Genomic DNA, 16,478 nt, shown 5'->3' on the forward strand with positions numbered 1-16,478 from the left:
AACAATATGTTATTCGACCATTATTTTCAATAGTTACTTGATATAACCAAGTGATTGAATGGTTTTAGTTGCTTCTGGTGAAGCAATGTAATTCATAAACTCTGTCGATTCTTTAGATACTTTTTGGTTCTTGTATACAAATAAGAAAGGGTGAGAAAGAGAGTATTTATTTTCCATAATAGCTTCTTGACTTGGTAGTACGTTATCTACTTTTAGTACTCGGAGTTGAGCAAGATCACCAAGTGTTCCAGCAGATACATAGCCAATAGCATAAGGGTTGCGTGAAACAATGCTCTTAACCATACCCGTACCATTAACAACAAGAGCGTTATCGCTAATATCTGATACAGTGAATGAGTTGATTTCTTGTGTTAAACCAAAGTGTTTTTCAAACGAGAAGCGAGAGCCTGAAGCAATTTCACGTGAAATTACAGAGATCTTACGATCGGTGCCACCCAATTCTTTCCAGTTTTTAATATCACCGTGATAGATTTTCCAGATGTTCTCTGTAGATAATTCAGTAATTGGGTTGTCAGGGTGGACAACAATTGCGATGGCATCATAAGCGATAAGGGTTGAACTTAATGTCTCTTTTTCTTTGTCTGTTAACTCACGAGAACTGATAGCAAGATTTACTGTGTCATCAACCAGTAGTTTAATGCCTGCACTTGAACCAATACTTTGCAAATCAACAAGTGGTTTATTGTCTTTATTGTATTCATCAATAAAGGGTTCTAATAGTGTAGAAACAGATGTAGAACCTGCAATTACTGTATTTGCAGCAAAAGTTGAGGAGCTAAAAAGTAACGCTGTAAATATGGTGGTGTAACTAAACGCTTTGAACATGATCTAAATCCATAATGAAAAAAAAGCATCATAGTCGGGAAGTGTTACACCATTGTGACAAATTAACCTTGAAGTGAATCACGAAATTCTTTGGGGGTGATCCCTTTTACGGACTTAAAACTCGTACTAAAGTGAGCCGCTGTTTTAAAACCTGTGTCATAGGCGATTTCAGTGATGGTTTTTCGAGTCAATCTAAGTTGCGTAGCCGCATAATTAATTCGTTTAACTTTAACCAAATGAGCAAAAGAAAGTTGATCTGATTGAAGTTTGCGTTTTAATGTTGATGCAGACATCCCTAATTTGGGAGCAACCATATCAATGGTTAAATCTGCTGATATATGCTCTTCTACGTATCTTATAAGTTGCTGAGAGGTCGTTAATACCGATATTTTTTGGATAACAGGAATAAGACATGGCTGTTTATTTACCATTTCACTAAGCAGTGCTAGGGTCAAAAACTCTAGAGTGTCGCTGTTGTCGTTATTAGCTAATTGTTCCTTTAGCAATTCGAGTAGTTTGACTACTGACGTATCGTTAGCAGTAAAGATGAAGGTATCTGAATTACATGGTGTATGAGCAGGGGCATTACTGTAGGACAAAAACTTTTGAAATAAGGCAACGTCGATAACAACAGATTGTGCTTTAAAATTATTGTTCTCATTTGTCATTTTTATTTTTGAAATATCGCCAGAGCTGTATAACAAAAAATCACCAGTATTAAGGGTAATATCGTCACCTGTTCTATCTCGGTAATGAAATTGACCAGAAGTTACAATGAAAATACCATTACGCTCAACAGGGTAGCGATCTGACTTTCTTCTGGTATGAGTATTAAACTCGTGTAACTGGACTGGAGACATCATGATTTCCCTCTATTATCATTGAAAAATAGTGTAAACTTACTTATTGAAAAATCAAGAGTATTAGTTTGAAGTCTTGAAAAATGAATAGAAAATTAAGACTTACTTCAACCTACAGAATGGAATTATATGGGTAGCCCACGATTACGAAAGCAATTTGAAAAACTATATGGTCATTATCACCTATCGTCAGAAGGTGTTCAAATTGACGATATTGCTGATCTGCTGTGCTGTACACGCCGTAATACCCGCATGGTTCTTAAAAAAATGTCTGAAGAAAAATGGATTGATTGGATCCCTGCGGTTGGTCGAGGCAAGAGTTCTGTTCTTGAATTCTTATCTACGCCTGATACGGTCTATCTCTCCCTTGCTCGACGTAATATTGAAGAAGGTAAACTAGACGTCGCACTTGATATTTTGGATGGTAACCAAGATGCACTACTGGATTTGATCCATAAAGTATTGGGTGTATCTCATGAAAAGGGCAAACAAGTTGTTAAACTGCCATATTACCGCCAACTGAATCTGTTAAAACCATCGTTAGCTATTCGTCGTTCAGAGCAGCATTTAATGCAGCAAATTTTCAATGGGCTTACTCAGTGGAATAAAAATGGTGAAGTTGAAGGGGACATTGCCCACCATTGGGAAATGCTTTCACCTACACATTGGCGTTTTTATTTAAGACCAAGTATCTATTTTCATGATGGAAAGCCACTTACCTTTGAAGACATTAAAGAAACGTTTAATCATTTAAAAAATAATTATGTGTTTAGTCATATTGAAGAGATAGTTAGCCCAAACTTAAACATAATCGATTTTGTGTTGAATAAAGACGACTATTACTTTGATTCAAAATTAGCTCAATTTAACGCTAAGTTAGTTCCAACGACCAGTCATGATAATCAAGAACAACAGCGTTTACCCATTGGAAGTGGCCCTTATAAAGTCGCTGAAAATACAGATAAAAAATTAATCTTAGTTGCCAATGAGCAGTATTTTGGTTATCGACCGCTTATCGATTCTGTGGAAGTATGGACATTACCTGAGATTGCACCTATTCAACTCAAGTTGGGGTTGGAAGTGTACGAAGGAAATGAACAATCTCTTGATTCATATGGTGAAACTGTTGATGTCGATCGTGGTTGTAGCTACTTATTATTTAATCGGAAAAATGGCATCGCAAAAGATCAAAATTGGTTAAGTTATCTATTAAATACGATCACCCCGTTATTCTTATTGAATGAGCTTCAAAACTCATCTATGAATGGTATTGGACTGTTTAACGCATATGGATTATTACCTGGTTTTCAGCATTGTTTAAATCGAAATATAGCGCCATTTGAACTACCAGAAAGAGGGAGTGTCGTTCACTTAGGTTTTGAGAATGAACATCCACTATACCCATTACTAGGGAAGATCATAAAGCAGCGATTAGATAAAGATGGGATCATTTTAAAGATACATCAATTTGATACCCTAGATTTACTTGATTTAGATAAGGCTGCCACCATTGATATTTGGCTACGAGGTATGAGCTTGGGGACTCAATGTCCTGAAGCGTTACTATCGTGGTTATTTGCCTTTGATGAAATTGAACGTGCAATGCCTGAGAACGATTTTAAAACTGTGTCTGATATGATTGAAAAATGGCAATCAACGTCACAGTGTCACTTTCCAGTAAACGATATTTGTCGATTTTTAGTTGATTGTGGCCAAATTAATCCATTATTTCATGGCTGGATGGGAATAAGTGAAGACACAAATAACAGCATTCAAAATGCTTCATGCAATGGATTAGGTTGGTTTGATTTTGAGAAGGTTTGGATTAAGCCAACTTTATAATAAGAATGCTTACCACCACGATTTAATGCGTGGTGGCACTATGCATGTTATTTCTTGTAAAATGCGCGAATGGCTTGAGCTAGGTTAGCCTTAACTTCTTTTGTTATTGAACACGTATTTTCACAAGGAAGCGCTGCTAATAAGTCTGAAACTAATCGGTCTGTTGGTTGAGGTGTTAAAGCTTGCCATTCTTCAAGTAATGTACGGTTGATATGTGAAGGTAGAGAACCCAGTGTTCCGACATCATTTTGATCGTGAACTAATAAGCCTGCCGTGGTTCCTTTGTCTAAGGTCAATACCTGATAGAAATAAAGAGTGTGGTAATTCAATTGAGTTTGTTTTTGTTCTTTGGTTATTTCACTTGTTTTCAATAAGTGTGAGCTAAGAATATGCACATAAGTATCAATCACTTTCGTTGCGAATTGTTTTGTAAATAGCTCACCATTTTCGCCTTCTGGATTAAATCCTTCCAAATAAAAATGACTAACACCTCTGCGTTTTTTTAATGCTGGGATATCGAAATAGTGATTACCAGCCTTAGTCCCTTCTAAGTAGTACGATTTTGCTGCAACTTTTACTGTTTGATCGAAGTATTCTTTGTCTTCTTTATCAAAGTGAGAAGGGTTCAAATCAGCCATGATTCGCCAATAACTAGTACCATCTTTTAATTCCGTCAAACTAAAATGCATATGAATCGATGGTGCGAGGGGGTTATTAGGGTGGATAATGGTAGAAAGAGCAGTAGCGCTGTTATAATGTTTGCTAACATCGTCTTCGTATTGAATTTGTGAAACATTGATGGATGCTCGATTAAATATTCCACCATCAATGGCTTCAAAGCGCTCGCCACCACCATGACTTCCATTATCTCTTAGCCATTCTACGGTTTTAAATTCAGTTGATTGTGATGTTAGACTGCTTGCTTTTAAAAGCTCAGATTTAAAATAAGATTGAATACTTCTGAGCAGTTGTAATGCACTTTGAGCATCGGGGTTTTTAGCATAAATCCGCATAAAAAGACCTTAATAAACCAAGTAATATAGAAAAGGTTAAACACTTATTAATTGAGTGTAAAATAAAGCCTTTGTATATAGCAACCTATGAAATGGAAAGAAATGGCGAAACCAAATAAGAAAGGTCCCACAAAAACCATTATGATCTTTTGTGCAAAATGTAGGACACCTTTATATAAATATAGAAAAGGTGGTAAAGGGGCTCTAGTGAAATGTTTTGTTGAGAGGATAGTTGAAGATCATACGGATAAAAAATGTGAATGCCCCAACTGTCAATCAATCTTTGCTAGAGATACCCTTATTAGAGGAACTCCCGCATATAAAATGATAGGTGGTAAAGTCATGGCAAAGTAAGACTTTGTCAATTTAAGCCCACTTTGAAGAAAAGATGAACAGTTGTAAAAATAAACTATTCGTATTCATTTGGAACTATAATATACTGATAACTTATGCTTTATTATATTTTTTTCTCTTAGGAGTTTACGTTGCTCAATAAGCGCTTTCTATTCTCGACTTTATTGCTATTAAGCTTCTCATCTCATGCAGATAGCTTAGCAACAAAGATCGATAACTTTAAAAAAGCGTTTAAAAAGCAACAAGCTGTCGAAATATATGACATTCGCTTAATACAAAAAGAATATCCTACCGTATTATTGTCACCTGATACTTTGTTACCTCAGACGGCTTCATACCCATTTAAGCAATTACAAAGACTGTACCATAGTGCGCAAACATGTACGGGACCGTGGCCTGTAAGTCCATTAGTGGGTGAGCCTCTTGTTTTGATCCGTGCAATGTGTCGAGGTATAAAATTACCAACAAGTTGGTTTGCACGATCAGGAATGATTCACCCTGGTGGTGGCTCTTATGCATATCGATATGTTCAATTACACCCAGATGCAAAAGCGCATTTGTCGCCGTATATGCATATAAAAGAAAGAGCTGTCGCTAGTGAAGGAACATTATTGCATCATTTACAAATGATGGATGATACAGCAATTAGAGCCATCATTAGTGGTTCAGATACTATCATTGCTGACGATTTATTGTGGCTACGTAAAGGCAGTCGTTATTATTTATACCCAACAGAGTTAAAGAATAAGTATTTAGAAAATTACCAACTTGAAGCGACCTTATTTAAGCAAGGGGCAAATTGCTATGTAAGAAATGGTAATGTGTGTTGGCAAGATCAAACAGACTCCAAGACATTGTCTTATATTGTATTGTTTTTGGTGTTCATTAATGTCTGTTTGGCGATAGGTTGGGGTATCTCTCAGTGGAACGGTAAACGTAGAGAGATGAGAAGTCGAATGTTAGTCTTACAAATTCTAACACACGAATTGAGAACGCCAATCGCAAGTTTGGGATTAACCGTTGAAGGGTTTCGACGACAGTTTGAAGCATTGCCGGAATCCTTGTACGATGAATTTAGACGTTTATGTGAAGATTCAAGACGTTTACGTCAATTAGCTGAAGCAAGTAAAGATTATTTACAATCGGATGATAAAGGGTTCTCAACAGATTGGATACCGTCTGTTGAAGAATGGCTCAGCTATCGTTGTTTGGAGTATACTCAACCAGTTGAATTTAAGATAAATAAAGATGCCTCAATAAAAGTTAATTTATATTGGTTAGGCAATTGTATAGATAATTTAGTTAGTAATGCTCATAAATACGGTGTACCACCAGTTATTTTGAACGTTACTGTAGAACAGAAAAAATTAAGAATTGAAGTCATTGATGGCGGACAATTAACAAAACGTGATTGGAAAGAATTAAAAACACCTTTTGTTAGCAAAGCAGGATTAGGCCTTGGTCTAACTATTGTTGAGTCAATGATTAAAAGAATGGGCGGAACCATGACTCTTCAGGGGCCACCAACGACATTTATATTGGAGATACCTTGTGAAACAGACAATCCTACTTGTTGAAGACGATAAAAATTTAGCGGACGGACTGATTGTCAGCTTAGAAGAAGCGGGTTATCGCTGTTTACATTCTGAAAATGCGGCAAATGTATCTGGTCTTTGGAGCGAAGCTGATATTGTAATTCTTGACCGTCAGCTACCTGAAGGCGATTCATTAACTTGGTTAAGCCAATGGAAACAAATAAAAGATGTACCAGTTATTTTATTAACTGCACTTGTTTCTGTTAGAGACAAAGTAACGGGTTTAGACTCAGGTGCTAATGACTATTTAACTAAGCCTTTTGCTGAAGCGGAATTACTGGCTCGTCTACGTGCACACTTACGTTCACCAGAAACCGATGAAGTAAAATCTAAATTGGTAGTGGGTAACCTAGCCATTGATACTTCTACTCGTGATGTGGTTAATTCAGGTGAGAACGTTACATTAACTCGAACTGAGTTTGATCTTTTACTTTTCTTAGCATCAAACCTTGGAAAAGTGTTTACTCGTGATGAGCTCTTAGACCAAGTTTGGGGTTACAACCATTTTCCTACAACACGTACGGTAGATACCCATATTCTTCAGTTACGTCAAAAGATTGTTGGAATAGAAATTGAAACATTGCGTGGCGTTGGCTACAAAATGAAAGCGTAATTTTATTATGTTTATGCGTAAGTTTTTCGTTTTTTGCTCATTAGTTTGTGCATCATACACATCTTTTGCAAATTCGGTGGATTGGTTCAATGAGCAATCCGCATTGTATACTGCGCATAAGCAATTTTTAGAGGGTCATGCAAGAAAAGGCTTTGCCACTTCAATAGAAGTTTTGCAGAACTCGGCTAATGAGAATATCACCAATAATATAGATAAATTACTTAGCTCTGCCATTTCAGTAAACTGTGGGAGAGATTTATCTAATAAAGTAATACCGAACTGGTTAAAATCAGTAAGTGTACAACGTGTTATTATTCAAAGCCCGGGAAGGTTGCATCATCGATTAATTGTTAAGTTTGATACGAAAAAACCTATATCAAGTCTTTCATTTATTAAATGGCCACAAGAAGAGCAGCTCACTAACCCGTCAATTAAAACGACACCGACACAAGATGAAAGAATCACGCAATACACTTATGCCAGTGAGTCTTTGAATAATCGAATTCAAAATGGACTGTATAAGCTGATAATTATTGCGGATGATAAAGAAAAAACACAATGGGAATCATGGGTTGTTTTAACGACACCAAAAACAGAAATGCAAGTGGCGTGGCAAGGCAAAGATAAATGGAAAACGACACAAACAGGTTTACTTAAATCGAATTGTCCATTACCTGAAATGGCTGTTGGTATTTATGACCATCAAGATAATGAGTATATAAAGTTATGGGAACAGACCTACGAAGAGAAGTTTCCTAAATCATTACCTTCGACAAATGTGTTACCAGGCAGCTATATTTTAAGTGTGTCGTTTAATCATAAAAGGTTTCAAGGACCGATTTCCATCCAAGAAATTCAGGCAATAACCAAAGTAATGAATTTTGGTTCAGATGAAAATACAGAGAGTAAATAATGTTAGATTTACCAACATTAACCCATGAAGAACAGCAACAAGCAGTAGAGAAAATCCAAGAACTGATGCGCCAAGGCGTTGGTAGTGGAGAGGCCATTAAAATTATTTCAGACCAAATTAGAGCTGAAATTGCAGAAAAAGAGAAAAAAAACTCTAATTAATTACTATTTTAAAGCCGAGCTAATCCCTCGGCTTTTTCTTTATGTATTAATATTAAAACCAAATTTCAAAAAGACATCATTAGTATCAATATTTTGATTTATTTCATTAAAGTTAACTTTTTCTATGTCGATAAGTAGGGAAGTGATTTTTTTAATGGGTTAATCAAATGAAACAGTGGATAAAAATTGGCTTACTTTCGTGTGCGACGGTAGCTTCTTCTCAAGTATCAGCAACAAATTTCAGCGTTGATGGTCGAATTGATGCTATGGGTGGCGCTGGTACTGCAGCCGCTGACTATCTTACTGGTGTTTTTTATAATCCAGCTTTAGTTGCAATATATAGCCGTAAAGATGATGCGGGTCTTTTGTTACCAAGTGCCGGTCTACAAGTCATGGATCAAGGCGGTATGGTTGATGATGTTGACCAAGTACAGAAAGGTTTTAGTAAACTCGCTAATAGCGATCCTTCAGGTGCTGCTGATATTGAAAATGGTCTAAGAAATTTAAATGGTGATGCTCTGAGCTTTAGTATGGGAGCTGGGATGGCTGTAGCTATTCCTAACCGTTATTTATCAATGGCATTTTATGGCAAAACTTCAGTTGAGGGCATTACGTTACCTGATGTTGATGCGCTTGGTTTACCGGCAGATCCAACTAAACCACTTCAACTTGCAGATACTACTGCGGTAGGTACTGTTGCTTTAGGCTTAGCAGAAGCTGGTGTTGCCTTTGCGGGTTACACAAATTTCCTAGGACAAAATATCACTATTGGTGTAACACCAAAAATTCAAAGTTACTTAACGTATACCTATGTAGAAGCTGTAAACAATTTTGACTTTAAAGACTTTGATAAAAATAAAACAACAGATAACTCATTTAATGTAGATGTTGGTGCAGTATGGTTTTACGGTCCTTGGCGTTTTGCAGCAGCAGGTAAAAACCTGATTAAAAATGAAATTGAAACCAAAGAAATCACTGTTAATTTTGCTGATAGTCAAAATCATGGTCGTAGTTACGGTAGCAAAACATATAAATATAACTATGAACTTACCCCGACTTACACTGCGGGCGTAGCATTCATGACTAACTACTTTATTGTTACTGCAGATTTAGACTTAAATGAGCAAGAGCGTTTTGTTGGTTTAGATGATAATGTTCAAATGTTCAGAGCGGGTGCAGAAATCGACTTACTGTACCAAATTCAGCTACGTGGTGGATTCAAGAAAGATCTTGCGGGTACTTATGATGACGCATTTACCGCAGGTATTGGTTTCTCGCCACTTAACATGTTCCATTTTGACTTAGCAGCGATCTATTCAGTAGATTCAACCTATGGTGTATCTGTGAACATGGCTTACGAATACTAGATAAAACGCCTTTTTAGTAGAAAAATGAGTAACCGCTTGTAATAATAGTGGTTACCTTACTTTAAAAAGATACAGATTATGACTCAAAAAGCGAAAATCGGCATTGTAACCGTAAGTGATCGTGCAAGTGTTGGTATTTATGAAGATATTTCAGGACCAGCTATTATTGAAACACTAAACGATTATCTAACATCTGAGTGGGAACCTGTGTATGTGGTTATTCCAGATGAGCAGGATGTAATTGAAAAAACACTGATTGAATTAGCTGATGAAAAAAACTGTTGTTTAGTTGTTACGACAGGTGGTACAGGTCCAGCCAAGCGTGATGTCACTCCAGAAGCAACTGAAGCTGTATGTGACCGTATGATGCCAGGTTTTGGTGAATTAATGCGTGCAGAATCATTAAAGTTTGTGCCAACAGCTATTTTATCTCGTCAAACTGCGGGTTTACGTAAAGATTCATTAATTGTAAATCTACCTGGTAAACCAAAATCAATTCGTGAATGTTTAGATGCGGTTTTTCCTGCAATTCCATATTGTATCGATCTAATGGAAGGGCCATTTCTTGAGTGTAATGAAGAAGTGATTAAACCATTTAGACCAAAAGCAAAATAATCAATAAAAAGCCAACGTAACTGTTGGCTTTTTAACATCCTTTTTCTTTCCTTAATTTCTTTAGTGCCTTTTTTTCTTTTAATCTCTCTTTGTATTCCTTTCCCTCACTAAAGCTAAGTAGCTTATTCACATGAGTTAATGTTCTATTTAATGTCTCACAACGTTTTGGTTGATGTTCTTTGTAGTATTTTTGAACTGATTTTGCTGATGATGGAAAAGAGCATAAAACAGTTAAAAAGATAATGAGAGTTCGCATACGATCACCTTATAAAATAAGAACTAGTATATAAGAAAGCGGCATAAAGTAAGTTTTCGTATCAAAAATTTCGAATGAAAAGAAATATTCAAGTTGTGAATGGTAATTAATAAAGTTATAAGTGTTACTTAGATCACTTTGTCGATGATTTGTTTGCAATTGCTGAACCGTATAGAGTATTTTTAGTTATACTCACCAAATACGATTAAGTTATATCTATTAATAATTTAATTAATAAAATCCTAAAGATTTATATTCAATTAAATATCTTAGTTTCTAAAATAATTAAATTGGTTTATGAGGAGAGTTAACGCGGATGAAGTGGATAGAAAATGCATCATTGCGCCAGCGTTTATCTTTACCAATAATCATATTTGCACTGAGTTTATTCGTTATGTTTCATGGTTATAACTATGTAAGCACGTATAAAACGGAAAAAGATAATTTAATTAATCGTATTAAGATTTTATCGATTGGAGTCAGTCTTAACCTAAAACCAGCTTTAATTTTAGATGATAAAGAAACTGCCAGTAAAATTTTAGATGCGTTTAGTGCAGACGAAGCAATATTACAGGCTGTCGTGATGGACAATGACGGTCAAATATTTATCGAATATAAAAACACAACCCAATTATCACATGCACCTAATGCCGAATTAAAACAACAAATGTTAATCGATGGGTATGCTATAGGTGACCATTTTATTTATGTGTCTATTCCGTTTGCTTTAAATCCTCAAGAAATAGCACAAATGAATCTGATTGTTTCAAAAGACATACTAGAAGAAACTCGAGATACCGCATTAAAGATGTTTATCTTTATGCTTCTGTTTTTTGTTATTTGTGGCTACTTCATTATATCCAAAATACAAAAGTGGGTTATTACTCCTGTCAGTAGCTTGAATCATGCAATGCAAGGGATCATTACGAGAGGAGTGTTCGATGAGCGCCCACAGGTTGTTACACAAGATGAATTAGGTGATTTGACCGCTTCATTTAATAAAATGACAAGTAAACTTGAAGAACGTCAGCAATTAAGTTATGTATTAAAAAAAGTGGAGCATGAGAGAGATTTTGGTGAGCAAATTATCACTGCTGTCCAACATGCACTTTTTGTTATTGATAAAAAAGGGCTTATTATTTTAAGTAATGAAGCATCGAAAGTGATGTTTCCTAGTTTGTCGATTAATTTACTTGAAAGTCGTAATTTACTGGATGTAATACAACCAAGTAATGAAGAAGATTTATTGGAGATTATCGATAACCGTAAAGAAGTGGATGATTTACTTATTCAGACATGTGATAGCAAGACACTACAAATCACATCAAGAGTGTTATCGAATCAAAATCAAGTATTACTTTCAATGGTTGATGTAACTGAAGCATTAAGAAGTCGTACTCAACAGAAATTGGCGGCAAATGTGTTTAAAAATAGCCAAGATGGTGTGTTGATATACGACTCGGATGGAAAGCTAACACTGATGAATCCTGCATTTACCGATATCTTTGGCTATCAAATGAGTGAGTTAAGTAATATACCCATGTTAACGTTATTCGATGGTCATCATTTCACAACATCGACGAGTTTGATTACAGAGTCAATTCAGCGTTTTGGACAATGGCATGGGGAAGTTTTAGAAAAAGATAAATACGGTGCGGAGCTTCCTTTGTATGTTAAGGCAAGTAAGATAATTGATACTGAACAATATGGCCAAAATAGCTATATATTTATATTTACTAACTTATCTGATGTTAAAGAAAAAGAGAGACTGGATCATTTAGCACATCATGACGTATTAACAGGTCTGCCTAATAGAGCAAAATTTTATCAAGCAGCGAATGACACAATATTGCTGAAAGAAGGGAGCATAGGGCAGATGGGACTTTGCTACCTTGATCTTGATGGTTTTAAACAAATTAATGACACTTATGGGCATGATGCTGGTGATGAAGTGTTAAGAGTGGTTGCAAAGCGCTTAGAACATGCGGTAAGAGCGAATGATTTGGCATCGCGTTTAGCTGGTGATGAGTTTGTGCTATTTATTAATCCGGTTGCAAATAGAGAGCAACTGATAGAGTTAGCTGATAGGGTTATTTATTCGATACAAGCCCCCATTTCATATAAAGGTACTTTATTGTCGGTTAATGTCAGCATAGGTATTACAGTCTCGGATTATAATGATGGTAAAGATGTAGATGCATTGTTAAAAGAATCAGACAAGGCCATGTATGAGGCAAAATTAACAGGCAAAGGAAAGTATATGTTTCACAAAATTTGACAAAAGTTTTACAAAATTGAGTTATATCTATTTAATTAATGCCATATGATGTTATATTAATCAGGTCTTTTAATTTTCAACACGAAATAAGGTAAGTTTAATGGAAATTTTATTATTGGTTGCATTTGTTATCGCTGGTGCAATTATGGTAAAGAAAGAAAAAGCAGAGCAATCTAAGTAATATAGATATCCCTTTTATAAAACAATTTTTGTATCTATATTAAACCAAGATAAATCAAGTGTTTATCTTGGTTTTTTTATGCCTCATGAAGTATTTACTATGTTTGGTTTTACAGTTCCAAAAACATATCAACAACACCATCGCTCATTTGAATATCTACTGAGAAGCCTAGATGTTGTGCAAGCCCGATCATTCCGTGGTTTGCTGGCATTGTCATTCCCGTCATTACTTTAATACCAATACTTTGGCAATAACGAATAATTTTCTCCATTAAGATTTTTCCTAAGCCTAGACCTTTTAGATCGGATCTAACTAACACGGCAAATTCAGTGTTTGTATGATTCGGATCGGAAAGAGCTCGAACAACAGCAATAATAATTTCTTGACCATCTATTTGTTTGGTTGCAACGAACGCCATTTCTCGGTCGTAATCAATCTGCGTAAAATTGGCAAGGGCTTCGTGATTAAACTCACCAACTTCTGAGAAGAAACGTTTATATAAATCATCATGCGATACTTGAGAAATAAAAGAAGCATGTTTGGGTTCATCTTCAGGAAGAATAGGGCGAAGTAAAACAGAGCTGCCATCTTTAAGCTGTGCAAATTCTTCTAATTCATTAGGATAAGGTCTGATTGCTAATCGCTTATGAATATCTCCGTTAAAATGTTGTACTTTCATTGAAGAATCTATAATCGTGAGATCCATACCAGAAACAAGAAGTGGGTGTATATCAAGTTCAACAATCTCAGGACAATCAAGTATCATTTGTGACAAGCGAACGAGAAAAGCACTTAAATCAAATAAACTCATTTTGTTAGGAGAGTTGCGGTTATGAATGATATTTTCTTTAATCGCATGCTTAATTAGGTTTTCAGCCAATGCCATATTCAAAGGTGGCAAGGCTACCGCTGCATTATTATTAAGATCCCACTCAGATCCACCTTCACCCAATAAGATCACAGGACCAAAGACAGGATCTTGGCAGACCTTTATTCTTAGTTCTTGTGATCCTGCTCTTGCTGCCATCTTTTGAACACTTAATCCTGAAATTCGTGCGGATGGATAGCTTAATGAAACTCGGTCGAGTATTGATTGTGCAGCGGTTATCACTTCTTCATTGGTGTTTAAGTTTAATACGACACCTTGTATGTCAGATTTATGTGGAATGTCGGGTGATCGCAATTTTACTGCGACAGGATAACCGATCTTGTCTGCGACATAGCCGGTTTCAACTGGATCTTCTGTTATCCATGTGTCCAATGTTTTGAAACCATAGCAAGAGTAAAGAGCTTGGGTTTCATGCGTATCTAATTCAGTAAGGTTATGCGTAACACAGTTTTCTAACCATTCACGAGCCATTTGTGCGTCATGTTTACTAATGTGACCTGATGACACTGGAGTTTCTATCAATAAACCTTGGTTTCTATGATATTCAACCAGATGCAAAAATGCAGATACAGAGCTTTCAGGTGTTCTATATGTTGGTATTCCGGCTTGCGTAAAGAGTAATCGAGCTTCTTTTGAAGAGGTTTCTCCTGACCAGTTCGTTAATATGGTAAATTTAGCTTTGCGTTTATGGTTTTGAATTAAGCTTATTAATTTTTCAGCGGTTCTTGTTGCGTTTGAAACCGCTGATGGGCTGTGCATAATGAGTATGGCATCGCAATCATCACTGTCTAGCAGGGCATTAACCGCATCACAGTAACGTACGTCATTGGCATCACCCCCGATATCAATAGGATTAGCATGGGACCAGTTTTCTGGTAGTGTCTTATTTAACTTTTGGATTAGTGATTCACTAAACTCAGCTAATTTGCCACCTTGCTGCATGAGACTATCAACTGCCATTATTGCTGGGCCGCCACCATTAGTCACAATTGCTAATCGATGACCTCTAAATGGGATAGGGTGTGCAAGTGTTTCTACAGCAGCGAAGAGCTCGTGAGTATTAGATACTCTAAGCATTCCAGCCCGTCTGATTGCAGAATCGTAAACCGCATCCAAGCTCAATTGACCATTGGTATGTAACTGAGCCGCTTTACTTCCAGCGACAGAACGACCACTTTTTACAACCAAAATACGTCGATTACGAGCTGCTGCACGAGCGGCAGACATGAATTGACGAGCATCTTTAATTGAATCGATATATAAAAGTATGGCTTCTGTTTTTGAATCAGTACAAAGGGTATCTAGCAATTCACTGAAATCAATATCAAGCCCATCACCTAGTGAAACAAAAGCTGAAAACCCGATGTTTTTTTCATTTGCCCAATCTAAAATTGTCGTACATACAGCAGCTGATTGAGATATAAAAGCAATGTTTCCTTTGTTGGCGTTTATTGGTGAAAATGATGCGTTTAAATTAATCCAAGGAAGGATAATACCTAAACTGTTTGGCCCTAAGATCCTCATGTTATATTTTGCCGCAATACGTTTTGCTTCATAAGGCAAAGGCTCACCAATGCCATTACAATACAAATTCATGTCAGAAGATAAAATGATAGCGCAACGAACGCCTTTCTTTCCTAACTCTTCAATAATGGCGATGTTCTTTTTTGCTTCTGTACATAAAATGGCAAAATCAGGTGTAATAGGTAATTCAGAAATTTGTTTATATGCCAAGATGCCACAAACGGATTTATAACTTGGATGAACAGGCATTATTGGTCCATCAAACCCACCTTCTAATAAGTTACGCATCACAATATGTCCGGCTCTATCAGGGTGAATAGAAGCACCAATAACAGCAATGGATTCCGGGCGTAGTAATTGTTTTAAATCTGGCATATAAACGTCCTTTATTCCTTTATATAAGAATAAGATAGCTGACTAGAATAGATTTGACGCTGTTAAAAGCAAATAAACGAAGACCAGCGCACAAAATAACCAAAAAAATCAAGTATTGAGCACAAAGATATGAGTAATTTGGTACTTCATTAGCTAAAGACTTGATTGTCAGTACTATCGGGTGCAGAATTACGACAACAGCATGACAATTATTGTGAATTAAAATGAAAAGAATCATTCCTATTACGTTAACCGCACTGCTAGCAGGATGTACAAGCAGTTCGTATACCACAAACATTACTACTGATTCATCTGAAGAGGTGTATCAAGTTTCTCAGCCGATTGAGCAAGAAGAAACCACTTTTGAAGAAACAGAGGTTGTTGCTGTATCTGAAGCTGAAGTAGAAAAACCTGTTGTAAAATTAACACCAGAAGAAGCGGCTTCCCCTGAAGCAACAGACGCTGCTGTTAAGATTTTACCACCAACAGAAAAGCAGCAAGATATGCATAACCGCTATGGTTATACACTTCAAATTCTGGCTCTAAGTCGTAAGACTGATCTTTCTACTTACGCTGCTAAACTTTCTGGTGAGCAGCCTGTGTGGATGAACCGTAAAACAGTAAATAATATGCCTTGGTATACAATTTTATACGGTGATTACGCAACACCTGCAGAAGCACGTGCTGCAATTAAACAACTTCCTGCTGACATTCAAGCGTACGGCCCGTTTGTAAGAAGTATTAATAGCATTAAACAATCAGATAACCCTGAATTACATAAGTTAAATTAATCATA

General features: G+C 36.3%; 15 protein-coding genes. 10 read left to right on the forward strand and 5 right to left on the reverse strand.

Annotated elements, in window-relative coordinates; all coding sequences use genetic code 11:
• Positions 1-33: 33 nt before the first annotated feature.
• Positions 34-846, reverse strand: a complete 813-nt coding sequence (locus AAFX60_016730; GenBank protein XDF80028.1) for a phosphate ABC transporter substrate-binding protein — start codon at positions 844-846, stop codon at positions 34-36.
• Between the two features lie 62 nt (positions 847-908).
• Positions 909-1,709: an AraC family transcriptional regulator gene (locus AAFX60_016735; GenBank protein ID XDF80029.1), complete on the reverse strand. Its 801-nt coding sequence runs from the start codon at positions 1,707-1,709 to the stop codon at positions 909-911.
• Between the two features lie 126 nt (positions 1,710-1,835).
• Between AAFX60_016735 and AAFX60_016740 the strand changes: the two genes are divergently transcribed.
• Positions 1,836-3,548 carry an SgrR family transcriptional regulator gene (locus AAFX60_016740; GenBank protein ID XDF80030.1) on the forward strand — a complete coding sequence of 571 codons (1,713 nt, stop codon included), beginning with the start codon at positions 1,836-1,838 and terminating at the stop codon, positions 3,546-3,548.
• Positions 3,549-3,595: 47 nt separating this feature from the next.
• Here the strand turns inward: AAFX60_016740 and AAFX60_016745 are convergent, their stop codons facing one another.
• Positions 3,596-4,561: a coproporphyrinogen III oxidase gene (locus AAFX60_016745; protein ID XDF80031.1), complete on the reverse strand. Its 966-nt coding sequence runs from the start codon at positions 4,559-4,561 to the stop codon at positions 3,596-3,598.
• A gap of 102 nt (positions 4,562-4,663) precedes the next feature.
• Between AAFX60_016745 and AAFX60_016750 the strand changes: the two genes are divergently transcribed.
• The 7 genes from AAFX60_016750 to mog all read left to right on the forward strand — a co-directional run bounded on the left by AAFX60_016750 (position 4,664) and on the right by mog (position 10,179).
• Entirely contained in the window at positions 4,664-4,915 is a 252-nt protein-coding gene (locus tag AAFX60_016750) for a hypothetical protein (GenBank protein ID XDF80032.1), read from the forward strand.
• Between the two features lie 131 nt (positions 4,916-5,046).
• Complete coding sequence (gene vxrA, locus AAFX60_016755; GenBank protein ID XDF80033.1) at positions 5,047-6,492, forward strand: sensor histidine kinase VxrA; 1,446 nt, start codon at positions 5,047-5,049, stop codon at positions 6,490-6,492.
• The gene (locus AAFX60_016760; GenBank protein ID XDF80034.1) at positions 6,467-7,123 is read left to right on the forward strand and encodes a response regulator transcription factor; all 657 of its coding nucleotides are present in this window, start codon (positions 6,467-6,469) and stop codon (positions 7,121-7,123) included. The genes vxrA and AAFX60_016760 overlap by 26 nt, the downstream gene beginning before the upstream one ends.
• Positions 7,124-7,199: 76 nt before the next feature.
• A complete protein-coding gene (locus AAFX60_016765) occupies positions 7,200-8,036 on the forward strand; it encodes a DUF2861 family protein (protein ID XDF80035.1) in 837 nt (278 codons plus the stop codon).
• Positions 8,033-8,197 carry a YoaH family protein gene (locus AAFX60_016770; protein XDF80150.1) on the forward strand — a complete coding sequence of 55 codons (165 nt, stop codon included), beginning with the start codon at positions 8,033-8,035 and terminating at the stop codon, positions 8,195-8,197. The genes AAFX60_016765 and AAFX60_016770 overlap by 4 nt, the downstream gene beginning before the upstream one ends.
• Positions 8,198-8,364: 167 nt before the next feature.
• Positions 8,365-9,564 (forward strand): conjugal transfer protein TraF, encoded by a 1,200-nt coding sequence (locus tag AAFX60_016775; protein ID XDF80036.1) that lies wholly within the window; start codon positions 8,365-8,367, stop codon positions 9,562-9,564.
• 78 nt (positions 9,565-9,642) lie between these two features.
• Entirely contained in the window at positions 9,643-10,179 is a 537-nt protein-coding gene (gene mog / locus AAFX60_016780; GenBank protein ID XDF80037.1) for a molybdopterin adenylyltransferase, read from the forward strand.
• Positions 10,180-10,210: 31 nt separating this feature from the next.
• On the opposite strand, the gene AAFX60_016785 is transcribed toward mog, so the two are convergent.
• On the reverse strand, positions 10,211-10,435 hold the full coding sequence (locus AAFX60_016785; GenBank protein XDF80038.1) for a hypothetical protein: 225 nt from the start codon (positions 10,433-10,435) through the stop codon (positions 10,211-10,213).
• 316 nt (positions 10,436-10,751) lie between these two features.
• Here AAFX60_016785 and AAFX60_016790 point away from each other — a divergent pair, with 316 nt between their 5' ends.
• On the forward strand, positions 10,752-12,713 hold the full coding sequence (locus tag AAFX60_016790; GenBank protein ID XDF80039.1) for a diguanylate cyclase: 1,962 nt from the start codon (positions 10,752-10,754) through the stop codon (positions 12,711-12,713).
• Positions 12,714-13,003: 290 nt separating this feature from the next.
• On the opposite strand, the gene AAFX60_016795 is transcribed toward AAFX60_016790, so the two are convergent.
• Entirely contained in the window at positions 13,004-15,682 is a 2,679-nt protein-coding gene (locus tag AAFX60_016795; GenBank protein XDF80040.1) for a bifunctional acetate--CoA ligase family protein/GNAT family N-acetyltransferase, read from the reverse strand.
• Between the two features lie 224 nt (positions 15,683-15,906).
• On the opposite strand from AAFX60_016795, the gene AAFX60_016800 reads away from it, so the two are divergent.
• Positions 15,907-16,473 carry an SPOR domain-containing protein gene (locus tag AAFX60_016800; GenBank protein XDF80041.1) on the forward strand — a complete coding sequence of 189 codons (567 nt, stop codon included), beginning with the start codon at positions 15,907-15,909 and terminating at the stop codon, positions 16,471-16,473.
• Positions 16,474-16,478 lie beyond the last annotated feature (5 nt).

The organism is Aliivibrio fischeri (genome assembly GCA_038993745.2).
Classification (GTDB): domain Bacteria; phylum Pseudomonadota; class Gammaproteobacteria; order Enterobacterales; family Vibrionaceae; genus Aliivibrio; species Aliivibrio fischeri_B.

What these genes read in the sequence shown, in the direction of transcription:
- AAFX60_016745 (XDF80031.1), bottom strand. Translation starts at nt 4,561, where the DNA reads ATGCGGATTTATGCTAAAAACCCCGATGCTCAAAGTGCATTACAACTG.
- AAFX60_016750 (XDF80032.1), top strand. Translation starts at nt 4,664, where the DNA reads ATGGCGAAACCAAATAAGAAAGGTCCCACAAAAACCATTATGATCTTT.
- AAFX60_016735 (XDF80029.1), bottom strand. Translation starts at nt 1,709, where the DNA reads ATGATGTCTCCAGTCCAGTTACACGAGTTTAATACTCATACCAGAAGA.
- AAFX60_016795 (XDF80040.1), bottom strand. Translation starts at nt 15,682, where the DNA reads ATGCCAGATTTAAAACAATTACTACGCCCGGAATCCATTGCTGTTATT.
- AAFX60_016790 (XDF80039.1), top strand. Translation starts at nt 10,752, where the DNA reads ATGAAGTGGATAGAAAATGCATCATTGCGCCAGCGTTTATCTTTACCA.
- AAFX60_016800 (XDF80041.1), top strand. Translation starts at nt 15,907, where the DNA reads ATGAAAAGAATCATTCCTATTACGTTAACCGCACTGCTAGCAGGATGT.
- AAFX60_016740 (XDF80030.1), top strand. Translation starts at nt 1,836, where the DNA reads ATGGGTAGCCCACGATTACGAAAGCAATTTGAAAAACTATATGGTCAT.
- mog (XDF80037.1), top strand. Translation starts at nt 9,643, where the DNA reads ATGACTCAAAAAGCGAAAATCGGCATTGTAACCGTAAGTGATCGTGCA.
- AAFX60_016730 (XDF80028.1), bottom strand. Translation starts at nt 846, where the DNA reads ATGTTCAAAGCGTTTAGTTACACCACCATATTTACAGCGTTACTTTTT.
- AAFX60_016775 (XDF80036.1), top strand. Translation starts at nt 8,365, where the DNA reads ATGAAACAGTGGATAAAAATTGGCTTACTTTCGTGTGCGACGGTAGCT.
- AAFX60_016785 (XDF80038.1), bottom strand. Translation starts at nt 10,435, where the DNA reads ATGCGAACTCTCATTATCTTTTTAACTGTTTTATGCTCTTTTCCATCA.